We start from the raw sequence: 11,964 nt of genomic DNA on the forward strand, positions 1-11,964 counted from the left end.
AACGAGACAATCTCTCAAAGCTATGTCTAGACTGGTTTTTACGTTAAGTTGACAATAATGGGCACTACCGTGCCCTTACACCCTGCTGTATGTATCTTGGTTGCTAAACGAATTGCCTACTGTGTGTAGTTAAATTCAGTGTAAGAGCAAATAATAGAGGCTAAACGTAAATATTTTTGAAGGTAACACTTAAAACCGCAAAATTTCTCGGTCATATTCTTCAGGTGTGGGTTCGATTTCCCAAACCAATCCTTCTCCTAGTTCCAAAATTACTTCCAAATACAACATATCTACAGGTGTTGCTGCCGTATCTTGATTATTTTCAAAAGCTTGTAAGTCTTCCGTTAGTAGTCGGAGCTTAAACCCAGCCGGAATTTGACTATTAGGAGTTGTACTTCGCAATTCAAAGCGCCAAACATGGTTCTCAAAAGCGCCTTTTGGGAAAATACGTAACTCGTATGTTTGCTCTGCAACTATTATTTGCCGAGACAAGCCGAGAACTGGTTCTGCACTCCGCATTCCCACAGGTACTACAACAAATTCTCTTTTTTCCCATCCCCACTGTTGAGCTAAATTGGCTACTCCTGTCTGTAACCATTGCGGAATTGACGACTGTATGAGTAAACCCTGACGCAGTTCATACAACTTTTTTCGCCAACCGCTATGTGCCAAGAGCGCACCCCAGAGTGAAAATGGAACTGCCAAACGCGGAAATTTCACATTGCGATCGCCCAATCTTTCTAAAAGGTTTTCTGCCTGGATTTTGGCAATAGAATCTAAAGGTGCAATCTCGGTACGTAAGGCTTCTGACCGATCGAGTTGGCGTGTAACCCACAGCACATTAATATCTGGAATTAAATCTTCCCTTTCCAAGCTGTAAGTGCGATCGCCAGCATCATAAACCCCTTTTGTTTTCAGAATTTGATGGGTTGTGTAGCCAAAAATCTTCATCCAGCCATCATCAGGATTGACTTGTACTGCTATGTAATAGTCAGCAACCCATTCTGGTATATCTACCCATTCTTGCGGTACGCGCAACTCATCGTCATCCATCGCCAGGGTGGGAATTAATACAAGGCGATCGCGATCGAAAGTAATAGCTGTGCCATTGACTACTTCCCAAAAACTCGGTAATGCCGCACTGTTAGGATAAACTCTGGCGGTGGGAGCAATTTCCTCCTTGAACCAAGGCAAAAATGCTTGCAAGCATTTTTGATTTATCCACCCACGTTGACAAGCACCAGCTGTTGAGTATGGTTGTTCTTGTGCCTCTGGAGATTGGGTAATTTCCAAGTATAAATGCTGCGAGTCAATTGTGAATGGGGGAGGTGGGTTCAACATAGGGACTTCCAAGTAAAAAAATATTCAATCGCAGAGGGACAAGGGGGACAAGGGGACAAGGGGACAAGGGGACAAGGGGGACAAGGGGGACAAGGAAGAAAGAAGTCTAGTTGAGTAGACAAATTGGATAATTTATTTTTTGGAGTTCCCATAAATAATTTGGGAATCGCTCCATATAAAGACCATATTAGGGAGAGAGGAGAGACAAAATTATTTCTTGTCTGCTCATTGAATCTGGGTATGGCTATATTGGACTTTCAGCCATTCCTCTAAACTTGTGTTTATGGCATCTACTACGTCGGATTTGAGGGAAATATGCAAGGTGTTTTGACTCCATTGTGTGAGAGTCAGGAGCAATGACTTTTTAATGCTGCTAAGGCGACGGGAAACAGTATATTGCTTAATTTCTAACTGTGCAGCAATTTCTTGTTGAGTTAGTTGTTGAACGTAGTAAGCTTGTAGTACTTTTTGAGACTCAGCATCGAGTGTAGCGATCGCTTTGTACAAAACTTGGTTTAACTGAGTTTGGTGCGATCGCATATTCGCAGTTTCTTCTTGCTCAATAATTTCCGTTAGTAAAGATGTTTGCAAATCTACAGGCAATATATCTAATAAATTACGATCGTCTTCTTGGAGGGGAGCGTCTGTGGAAACAAACTTAGGATAGAGGAAAGTACGGGCAGCTTTAGCAGCAGATAATACCCAGGTTTCTATGGTTTGCTGATTGACTGCGGCAGTGGGTGAACTCAATCGGCTGAAACGTTCTGCATTATAAAGATGACTAATAGCTTCCCAAGTTTGAGCATCTGGTTTGGCAAGCTGACGAATTTTTCTATTGTCACCTGTGTAAAGTTCCTTAAAGCATTCCCAGGCTAAAACATAACTCTCGATGCTTTCGGCGTTAAATCCGGCATTTTGTAATGACTGCACTAGTCGTTTGCGGCTGAGTTTATGCAATAATGCCCAGTCTGAGCAAATGTCTGCTTCCCGGTGTAAGCGCAGTGCATCTTTGATAATCGATTCAAAAGTTAATTGTGCATAGGCTTTTAAATGCGAACTGTATTCAGGGTTGAAAGTTTTGAGTATTTTGTTAATATTAGCGATCGCCATCTGAAAACAATCTGCTACAGATGATTGTGTGGGAAAGTTAAGGACAAATTTTCTGGCAGTCCAATAGCACACCTCTTGTAAGTAAGCAGAAATATGTGCCTGTGCCACAGCACTAGATTGAGTCTGCCAAACTCTATACCAGTAAAGTGCCCAAAAGGTATCTGATTTCTCAGTTGATGACTCCTCCAGGCAAACTTTCATGCTGCGTCGCAGTTTGGCATCTGTTGCCCAACCACTAAATTGGTCTAGATCAAATTGCACAAAGGTAGAAAAGATTTCAACAATGCCCTGTCGGGGTTGCATGGAATACTTGCCGTTGTTTGAACCATAGCTGATTTTAATTATACAGCCATAGGGACAAAAGCTAATTCCTTGCTGCGTAAGGACTTTGGGACTTGCAAATAAAAAAATATCCAATTATTTCTTGTGGGGTGGGCAAGATGCCCACCCCACAAAATTGAATAATTTATTTCTTGGAAATCCCTTTACAGATTTTTCAAAATTTTTCTGATCTGAGTGCATAAAGACTAAAAGTCATCGTAGAGAGTGATATGCAGAGAAGTTCATTTACAAAGATGCTTTCTTTGGGGACTAGCGGAATCATTGAATAAGTTCGTTAAATACAGAACAAAATTTCGATGCTTACAGCCGCAAATTCATCCCACAAATATGCAACTTCTTAAAAGTTACCTACTTATCTCTGCATGATCTAATTAACAAAGGAAAAAATCATGTTAGCTAATCAAAGCTGTCTAGAATCTTTTGGTTTAATTGAAGAACTTGACGAACAAGCTGCTGAAACAATTAGTGGCGGTTACGAAGTTTTTACCATTAAAAACACAGTGGGATTTGACGTTAACTTTTCCTTAGATGATACGCCATTTACACTGCCTGCAAACGAAACATGGTATTATACCGCGTACAGCGGAGGAATCATTGAGTTTGACAGTGATAAGCGAGGTGGCTACGAGCTATACAAAGAATACAATTTGGCTGATGGAAGAGTATATGAGTTCCAAGACGACCCAAGTCCTGGCAATCCATATGATTTCAATATCTATACCGTAGCTTAATCTGCAATTCTCAAGTTGATTTACTGATTTGAATTTTCGAGGTTAGATTGTCCTGTCTCGGTTCATATCAAAGATGTAATCACTCAAAACTCTGACCTAAAAAGCTAGGTAAAGTATAAAATCGGGGCAAATACCCCGATTTTTTTATGCATAAGGATTTATCAGATTTTTCAGAATAATTCTGATCTAAGTGCATAAAAACTCAAAGTCGTCGTAAAGAGTGATATGCAAAAAGGTTGAACTAGTAAATACCACAAAAAAGATGCTTTTTTGGTTGCTTGCTAAATCATTGGATAATTTCGTCAAATACAGAACAAAATTTTGATATAGCACAAGCCTTGGTGGTTAGGACATTAACAGATGATAAAACTTAGACACAAAGCGAAAAGTCGAGCCAGCGCCTTGGGCGGGTTTCCCGACTTGTGGCGACTGGCGTCGGAGCGGCGGCTTGGGCCGATCTGCTAGCGCAGCGTTAGCGACGCAGGAGCGTCACTTTTCAAGACAAAGGCTTTTCACCCAGTCCCCAGTCCCTAGTTCCTAGTCCCTTGCTATAGTTACAGCCGCAAATTCATCACGGAGATATTAAATATCTTAAAAATTAGCTGATTCTCTCTGCACGACTTAATGAAAAAAGGAGAAAGCCCATGTTAAACAATCAAAGCTACCTAGAATATTTTGGTTTGATCAAAGAACTTGACGAACAAGCTACTGAAACAATTAGTGGCGGATACGAAGTTTTTGCCCTTAGAAACAAAACGGAATACGATATCCCCTACGCTGTCAATGGTATACGAACAAGCGATCTAGCATCTGGAGCTGATCTTATATATACCACGTATGGAGGTGGATTAACCATTGAATTTGATGCTGACGTTAGAATTGACTACAAAAAACTCAAAAAATACACTTTGACTGATGGAGTATATGAGTTTCAAAACGACCCAAGTCCTGACAATCCATATGATATCGATCTTTATTCCGTAGGCTAATGTGCAATTCTCAACTGGATTTATTGATTTGAATTTCCGAGGTTAGTTATTTATCAAGGAACACAAATTTATGACCTCAACAACAACTTATACTTACGATGCCAATGGCGATGTAATATCTAAGAATATAGATACCAACAGTGATGGGACAAAAATACCTTCGCCAAAAAAAGAGAAAGTTAAAAAACTCGGTTTTGGATTATCAACACTTGTAGCTCTGTCAGTGATTCCGACTTCAGTTGTAACGATGCCGTTAGTGCTGAACCAGCCAGTGCAAGCTCTATGTATTGCCTCTAGTGACTTCAATGGAATTTGGCATTCGGATGATGGAGGCACCTATTACGTTAGGCAAATTGGCAATGAAATTTGGTGGCTGGGAATGAGCGCTGATGATGGCAGAACCTGGACTAATGTATACAAGGGAACAAGAATTGGCGATACGGTTATTGGGCAATGGGCTGATGTCCCTAGAGGTGGAATCCGCTCTGGAGGAATTCTTAATTTGAGTGTTCCACCAGGCTGGAACGGAAGTGTCCCAGAATTTAGCAGAAACTTCGTTACTGGAGGTTTTGGCGGCTCTAAGTGGTTCCAATCTTGCAATGACGTAATCCTCAACCCTATTTAGCCGGATTAATTATGACAATTATTAATATATTTTCTGTTGGTAATCCATATGATATCGAACTCTATAGGATAGCCTAATTTGCAATTCTCAAATGGATTTACTGATTTGAGTTTCCGAGGTTAGATTGTCCTGTCTTGGTTCAAATCAAAGAGTCACTACTCAAAAATCTGGGCTAAGAAGCTGAATACAATATAAGGTCGGGGCAAGTGCCCCGATTTTTTTATGCATAAGGATTTGCCAGATTTTTAAAAATAGTTCTGCTTCAAGTGCATAAAAACTCAAAGTCGTCGTAAAGAGTGATATGCAGAGAAATTCATTTAGTAAGTAACACTAAAAAGATGCTTTCTTTGGGGACTTGCTGAATCATTCGATGATTTCGTCAAGAACAAAATTTCGATAGTTGCATCCGCAAATGTATCCCACAAATATACAACTTCTTAAAAGTTACCTAATTATCTCTGCATCACCTAATTAACAAAGAGAGAAAAACCATGTCAAATATCACTTCTACTGTTGTTGCTCAGGAACAACTTTTCACTAACCTAACGCCAGAAGAAGCCTCTATTCTTGAAGGGGGTTATACACTCAATGTATATAGTCTACTTTGCCTCGCAGATGGTGCAGATCCTTGGTATAAAGGCAAAGACGATGTCTATGCTAAGGTCACTCTTGACGGCATAACCACTAACTACAGTGTAGGTGATATGGGTACAGGAGATGCTAAAAACGTAGCTTGGGAATTTAACTTTTTTGAATATGCAGAAATCAGCTTTTTCGATAGTGATTGGCCAGACTCTGACGACGCTCTAGGCGGTATTTCCGTCTCCGGGGTAACAAACGGTCTGCAAAAACCCACTATAAGTGGGAGCGGTTCTAGATACAAAGTATTCTACGATGTCGCTTGAAGAGGTTACAAACCGACCTGAGTAATACCATTTTGGATTTTAGATTTTGGATTGTAAAAAAAGTTAGTGACTAAGCTTTTGAGCAATTCATATATCACAATCATTTTTCAAATTGGTAGAACTTTCTAGAAATAGTCCAGTACTCAGATGTTTAGGTTTAACAAACTAAATATCATCTCTAGTCGGGGAGAAAACCCCGACTTCTTTTTTTCCATTACCATTCGTCTTGACAATGAAATACCAAATAGTCCTCCAACACAGTAATGAAATACCAGATAGTTCTACAACACAGTGAAGAAGACTGCGATGCTGCAAGTCTTGCAACCATTGCCAAACACCACGGACACACATTTACCCTCAACCGCGTCCGAGAAGCCGTAGGCACTGGTTCTAGAGGAACATTCTTGCTGGAATTGAAGCGAGTGTGTAGGTTGGGTTGAGGAACGAAACCCAACATTTCCGGGACTTTGTTGGGTTGCGCTTTGCTTAACCCAACCTACAATTTTCTTAACTGTCTTGGTTCAGATCAAACAGTCACTACTCAAAAATCTGGGTTAAGAAGCTGAATACAATATAAGGTCGGGACAAGTGCCCCGATTTGTTTATGCATAAGGATTTGCCAGATTTATAAAAATAGTTCTGCTCCAAATGCATAAAAACTCAAAGTCATCGTAAAGAGTGATATGCAGAGAGGTTCACCTAGTAAGTACTACAAAAAAGGTGCAAATAAGGTGAATTATAATTTATCTAATTATCTCTGTATTGGGCATTTAATTAGTGCCTAATTGGTAACTTTTCTCAGTCAAAACAATTAGCAATTAACAATTTAAGATGGAGAAAATAATGGCTGATAAAGAACAATTATTTACTGAATTAACTCCTAAAGAAGGAGCCGTCATCGAAGGCGGTGCTAGACTCTTTTTGTATAAAGCCCTTGCCCTCAGAGCAAGTTCAGACATCCTCCCGGGTGTTAATGGAGACGACGTCGTTATTAAACTCAACGGCAACAAAATTCACGGAACTGTTAAGAATGTGAAAACAGGGGATGTAATTAACATCAACAAATTTTTTGATTTCAGCGGGACTGCAACGCTTGATTTTTTTGATGCCGACCCCCCAGGTAATCCCGATGATTATTTAGGCGGTTTTAATGTTAAAAATCCCACAAACGGTCAAACATCAAGGGTAATCAGCGGAAGTGACTCTGAATATCGAGTATTTTACGAGGTTATTGCCTAAACTCCTCAGAACTTGGAGATACTCAGTAACCACACAGGCAAACTTTTAGTTCTCAGAAGCTGAACATTAAACATTGTCGGGGCTTTTTTAAACCCCGACGATTCTTTCTCCTCTACAGTCGTCCAGAAAATGAAATACCAGATAGTTCTACAACACAGTGAAGAAGACTGCGGTGCTGCAAGTCTTGCAACCATTGCCAAACACCACGGACGCACATTTACTCTCAACCGCGTTCGAGAAGCCGTAGGCACTGGTTCTAGAGGAACATCCTTGCTGGGATTGAAGCGGGGTGCAGAAGTACTAGGATTCAATGCCCGCCAAGTTAAAGCTAGTCCTCAAGTAATCGACCAATTAGATCAAGCTCCCCTACCAGCAATTATCCACTGGAAAGGCTACCACTGGGTCGTATTATACGGACAAAAAGGCAAAAAATACGTCATCGCTGACCCTGGTGTTGGTATTCGTTATCTTACCCGTCAAGAGTTAATGGCAGGTTGGGGTAATGGCGTCATGTTACTGCTGACTCCAGACGACAGTCGTTTTTATCAACAAGAATCAGATAAAATTGGCGGACTGGGAAGATATCTGCAACGGGTTTGGCCCTATCGTTCTATTCTCGCCCAAGCGATCGCTATTAACATCGCCATTGGACTGCTTTCTTTGGCATCTCCCTTCATGATGCAACTCCTCACCGATGATGTGTTAGTCCGAGGCGATACCCAACTACTAACTACTGTGGCCATTGGCGTTATCGCCATGAACTTAATTAGAAGCGCCATTAGTTTAGTCCAATCTCACCTCATCGGTCACTTCGGTCAAAAATTGCAATTAGGACTAATTCTAGAATACGGACGCAAACTTTTACATTTACCCCTTTCCTACTTTGAAGGACGACGCAGTGGAGAAGTTGTCAGCCGCATTGCCGATGTCAAAGCCATCAATAGCTTAGTTTCCCAAATTGTCCTCGGATTACCCAGTCAATTCTTTATTGCTGTAATTTCCTTGAGCTTTATGCTCTTTTACAGTTGGGAACTAACTCTAGCTTCCATAGTTGCATTTATAATTGTCACGGGTGTTAACCTGCTTTTCTTACCCGCAATGCGGCAGAAAACCCGAAATTTAATTGTTTCAGGTACAGAAAACCAAGGTTTTTTGGTAGAAACATTTCGTGGCGTCCAAGTATTAAAAACTACCCAAGCCACTCCCCAAGCTTGGTCAGAATACCAAGGGAATTATGGTCGCCTCGCCAATTTGGGCTGGAGTATGATGAAACTGGGACTGTATAGCAGTACAGTTACTGGCATTCTTTCCACCTTCATTAGTATTGGCATCCTTTGGATGGGTAGCTATTTAGTCATTAATCGCACCTTAACAATCGGTCAATTAATGGCATATAACGGCATGAGTGGCAACTTTCTTGGCTTCTTAGGTGCTGCCATCGGCTTAGTAGATGAGTTTATCACAGCCCAGATAGTCCTTCAACGGATGACAGAAGTGATTGACGCTACCCCAGAATCCGAAAATGATTTTAAAAAGCCTTGGGCACAAATTCCTGGAAATGCAGATATTACTTGCACTGAACTTAACTTTCATCACGCAGGTAGAGTTGACCTCCTACAAGATTTTTCCTTAACTATTCCTGGCGGTAAAGTCATTGCTTTAATTGGCAAATCTGGCTGTGGTAAAAGTACCCTGGCAAAATTGATGACTGGCTTATATAAAGTCGAGTCTGGCAATATTCGTTATGGTTTTTATAATCAGCAAGACCTATCCTTAGAATGTTTGCGTCAACAAGTGGTATTAGTTCCCCAAGAACCCCATTTCTGGAGTCGTTCTATTATTGATAACTTCAACTTTAGCTATCCCCATATTAGTTTTGAAGAAATTGTCAAAGCTTGTCAAATTGCAGGTGCAGATGAATTTATTAGCAAATTACCTGATAAATATCAAACTGTTTTAGGAGAATTTGGGGCAAATCTTTCTGGTGGACAAAAGCAAAGATTAGCTATCGCCAGAGCCATAGTTACTCAGCCACCAGTCTTAATTTTAGATGAATCCACGGGCGCACTCGACCCAGTAAGCGAAAGACAAGTACTAGATAGACTTTTATCCTATCGTCACAATCAAACGACTATTTTAATTAGTCACCGTCCCAAGGTGATACAGAGGGCAGATTTAATTGTATTTTTAGAACAAGGACGCTTAAAAATCCAAGGTACACCAGAAGAATTGCGCTCTTTACCTGGCGAACATTTAGATTTCTTAGATGATATTTTCCCCTCTCATAATGGGTTGGCGCTGATATCTTCCCCGGCTCATCATAACGGTAAGACTGCCACCATTAATTAAGATAATTCGTAATTCGTAAGACATCATGGTTAGCAATACAAATTTTTTACCCCCAATTCAAACAAACGAATTTATCCCACCAATTACTCGTTGGACAACATGGGGCGGAATGTTTATTCTCTGCGTTCTCGGATTAGCTGTGCCACTTGCGGCAATTTGTAAGTATAAGGTTACAGTTCAAGCACAGGCGGTTGTGCGTCCGGCGGGTGAATTGCGAATTGTGCAAGCGGCGACTGAAGGCCAGGTTATGCACATTTATGTCAAACAAAATCAACTGATCAAAAAAGGAGATGCGATCGCAACTATCGATGACTCCCGTCTGCAAACCAAAAAAAGCCAATTGCAAACTAGTATTCAACAATCTAAGTTACAACTAGTGCAAATTAATGCCCAGATTAATGCCCTCAACAGCCAGATTCGAGCCGAAACTGACCGCATCAACCGGATTATTACTGGCGCTCAAGCCGAATTGAGCGGTCGCCGTCGGGAATATCAAGATAAAAATCTTACCACTGTTTCCGAACTCCAAGAAGCTGATGCCAACGTCAAAATAGCCGAGAAAGAATTGCAGGCTGGGAAAGCACAGTTAAAAACAGCACAAGCGAATTTTCACGCTACTGAAGCTGCCTTGGGTGTAGCCCAGTCAAAACAGAACCGATATGAGAGTGTCGCTACCCAAGGGGCACTATCTAGGGATCAATTGGAAGAAGCACAATTAGCTGCCAAACAGCAAGAGCAAGCAGTAAAGGCGCAAGCAGCAGCAGTGGAGGCGCAAAAACAGACAATTGAACGGTTACAACAAGCAGTATCTGCTGTGATTGCCAGAAGGCAACGCGCCCAAGTTGCCGTAAATCCAAGTAATACAGAAGTAACTGTTGCTACTGAAAGGATAGCTCAAGAAAAAGCTGGAGGGGAAAGCAACAAAGCAACAATAGAAAAGGAACGCCAAGCCTTAATTAAGCAACGGATTGAAACAGAAAAGCAGTTAGAACGTGATACTAGCGAACTCAAACAAGCCGAAATAGATTTAGCTCAAACCGCGATCGCAGCTACTGCCGATGGTATCATTTCCCAACTCAATCTGCGAAACCCAGGTCAAACTGTGCGGGCTGGCGAGGAAGTATTGCAAATTGTCCCCACTGATGCGCCTCAAGTTTTGAAAGCAGCAGTAGGATCTGAAGATCAAAGTAAGTTAAAAATTGGTCAAAAAGTCCAAATGCGGGTCAGTGCTTGTCCTTACCCAGATTATGGTACTCTCAATGGTACAGTGCAGACAATCTCTCCAGATGCGATCGCTCCTCAAAATAATGGCACAAATGCATCGATGAATGGCAACACTAGTCCAAAAGCTACTGCGCCCGGTGCTTTCTATGAAGTGACTATTGAACCGGAAACTCTAGTTTTAGGTAAAGGGAAAAACCAGTGTCACATTCAATTGGGCATGGAAGGTAGGGTTGATATTATTTCCCGTGAAGAAACTGTGCTGCAATTCTTTCTCCGTAAGGCGAGGTTGATTAGTGATTTATGAGAAGGAGTCAGAAGACAGAATTCAGAATTCAGAATACCCCATGCCCTACGTTGTGGGTTTCAGTAAGTCAAATTACCCCCCTTAATCCCCCCGATATATTGGGGAGAAATAAGAAATCTTGTTTCCTCCCCTTAGAAAGGGGAGGGTTAGAGTGGGGTAAAACCCTGGTTAATCAGCTATTTCAGACTTGTGTATACACCGTAGTTAGAAAGCTAAATAGTGTTTAACTGAGTTATTGCATCAAAATCTGACGGCTTAAAATACTCATGACTTCATCTGGATTACCTGTTGGTAATAGCACACTCCAGTCACCAACGCTGGCATAGCCGAGAACTTGCAACAAGTGAATTCTGCTGATAACGGCTTTTGGTGAACCAATCAATAAATGTTTAATCGGTTCTCTTTTTGGTGATGGCTTTTGGTCAGATAGATTCAGAGGGGGTGCGTTGTTGCCTTGGGTAGGTAAATACTGCTCTTGTTGTGATTTGGCAAACTTTTTTGATTGTGCCATGATCATAGTTGACTCCAATTGTAGGGGTTAAATGAAAGGCGATCGCAAACTCTTGGGCGAGGGCGATCGCCTTTCTTATTTCAATATATAGTATATTTTTATACTTGTCAACAGAATTTCCAGGTATTTTTACATAGAATTAGGCATCTGTGCAGTCGTTTATTGAATTCGGGCAATCGTTTATTGAATTCGGGCAATCGTTTATTGAATTCGGGCAATCGTTTATTGAATTCGGGCAATCGTTTATTGAATTCGGGCAATCGTTTATTGAATTCGGGCAATCGTTTATTGAAT

General features: G+C 41.1%; 10 protein-coding genes and 1 pseudogene. 8 read left to right on the plus strand and 3 right to left on the minus strand.

The window, feature by feature from the left end:
- Positions 1-189: 189 nt before the first annotated feature.
- Together RMY63_RS09025 and RMY63_RS09030 are read right to left on the minus strand one after the other, a co-directional pair.
- Entirely contained in the window at positions 190-1,341 is a 1,152-nt protein-coding gene (locus RMY63_RS09025) for a DUF1822 family protein (protein ID WP_322728382.1), read from the minus strand.
- Positions 1,342-1,566: 225 nt separating this feature from the next.
- Complete coding sequence (locus RMY63_RS09030; RefSeq protein WP_322728383.1) at positions 1,567-2,754, minus strand: sigma-70 family RNA polymerase sigma factor; 1,188 nt, start codon at positions 2,752-2,754, stop codon at positions 1,567-1,569.
- 428 nt (positions 2,755-3,182) lie between these two features.
- Here RMY63_RS09030 and RMY63_RS09035 point away from each other — a divergent pair, with 428 nt between their 5' ends.
- The 8 genes and pseudogenes from RMY63_RS09035 (at position 3,183) to RMY63_RS09070 (ending at position 11,159) form a co-directional block, all read left to right on the plus strand.
- On the plus strand, positions 3,183-3,524 hold the full coding sequence (locus tag RMY63_RS09035; RefSeq protein WP_322728384.1) for a hypothetical protein: 342 nt from the start codon (positions 3,183-3,185) through the stop codon (positions 3,522-3,524).
- Between the two features lie 644 nt (positions 3,525-4,168).
- Entirely contained in the window at positions 4,169-4,513 is a 345-nt protein-coding gene (locus RMY63_RS09040) for a hypothetical protein (protein ID WP_322728385.1), read from the plus strand.
- Between the two features lie 70 nt (positions 4,514-4,583).
- Positions 4,584-5,138 (plus strand): hypothetical protein, encoded by a 555-nt coding sequence (locus tag RMY63_RS09045; RefSeq protein ID WP_322728386.1) that lies wholly within the window; start codon positions 4,584-4,586, stop codon positions 5,136-5,138.
- Positions 5,139-5,629: 491 nt separating this feature from the next.
- Positions 5,630-6,043, plus strand: a complete 414-nt coding sequence (locus RMY63_RS09050; RefSeq protein ID WP_322728387.1) for a hypothetical protein — start codon at positions 5,630-5,632, stop codon at positions 6,041-6,043.
- Positions 6,044-6,306: 263 nt separating this feature from the next.
- A pseudogene (locus RMY63_RS09055) lies at positions 6,307-6,465 on the plus strand (cysteine peptidase family C39 domain-containing protein); the annotation flags it as partial.
- Between the two features lie 421 nt (positions 6,466-6,886).
- On the plus strand, positions 6,887-7,282 hold the full coding sequence (locus tag RMY63_RS09060; protein ID WP_322728389.1) for a hypothetical protein: 396 nt from the start codon (positions 6,887-6,889) through the stop codon (positions 7,280-7,282).
- A 129-nt stretch (positions 7,283-7,411) separates the two neighbouring features.
- Complete coding sequence (locus tag RMY63_RS09065) at positions 7,412-9,631, plus strand: peptidase domain-containing ABC transporter (protein WP_322728390.1); 2,220 nt, start codon at positions 7,412-7,414, stop codon at positions 9,629-9,631.
- Positions 9,632-9,656: 25 nt separating this feature from the next.
- Positions 9,657-11,159 (plus strand): HlyD family efflux transporter periplasmic adaptor subunit, encoded by a 1,503-nt coding sequence (locus tag RMY63_RS09070; RefSeq protein WP_322728391.1) that lies wholly within the window; start codon positions 9,657-9,659, stop codon positions 11,157-11,159.
- 232 nt (positions 11,160-11,391) lie between these two features.
- On the opposite strand, the gene RMY63_RS09075 is transcribed toward RMY63_RS09070, so the two are convergent.
- Complete coding sequence (locus RMY63_RS09075) at positions 11,392-11,670, minus strand: hypothetical protein (protein WP_322728392.1); 279 nt, start codon at positions 11,668-11,670, stop codon at positions 11,392-11,394.
- Positions 11,671-11,964: the final 294 nt, after the last annotated feature.

Source organism: Nostoc sp. ChiQUE01b (assembly GCF_034531255.1).
Lineage (GTDB): Bacteria > Cyanobacteriota > Cyanobacteriia > Cyanobacteriales > Nostocaceae > Nostoc.

Coding starts and splice junctions, on each gene's coding strand:
- RMY63_RS09035 (WP_322728384.1), top strand. CDS start 3,183: ATGTTAGCTAATCAAAGCTGTCTAGAATCTTTTGGTTTAATTGAAGAA.
- RMY63_RS09040 (WP_322728385.1), top strand. CDS start 4,169: ATGTTAAACAATCAAAGCTACCTAGAATATTTTGGTTTGATCAAAGAA.
- RMY63_RS09060 (WP_322728389.1), top strand. CDS start 6,887: ATGGCTGATAAAGAACAATTATTTACTGAATTAACTCCTAAAGAAGGA.
- RMY63_RS09045 (WP_322728386.1), top strand. CDS start 4,584: ATGACCTCAACAACAACTTATACTTACGATGCCAATGGCGATGTAATA.
- RMY63_RS09065 (WP_322728390.1), top strand. CDS start 7,412: ATGAAATACCAGATAGTTCTACAACACAGTGAAGAAGACTGCGGTGCT.
- RMY63_RS09070 (WP_322728391.1), top strand. CDS start 9,657: ATGGTTAGCAATACAAATTTTTTACCCCCAATTCAAACAAACGAATTT.
- RMY63_RS09030 (WP_322728383.1), bottom strand. CDS start 2,754: ATGCAACCCCGACAGGGCATTGTTGAAATCTTTTCTACCTTTGTGCAA.
- RMY63_RS09025 (WP_322728382.1), bottom strand. CDS start 1,341: ATGTTGAACCCACCTCCCCCATTCACAATTGACTCGCAGCATTTATAC.
- RMY63_RS09075 (WP_322728392.1), bottom strand. CDS start 11,670: ATGGCACAATCAAAAAAGTTTGCCAAATCACAACAAGAGCAGTATTTA.
- RMY63_RS09050 (WP_322728387.1), top strand. CDS start 5,630: ATGTCAAATATCACTTCTACTGTTGTTGCTCAGGAACAACTTTTCACT.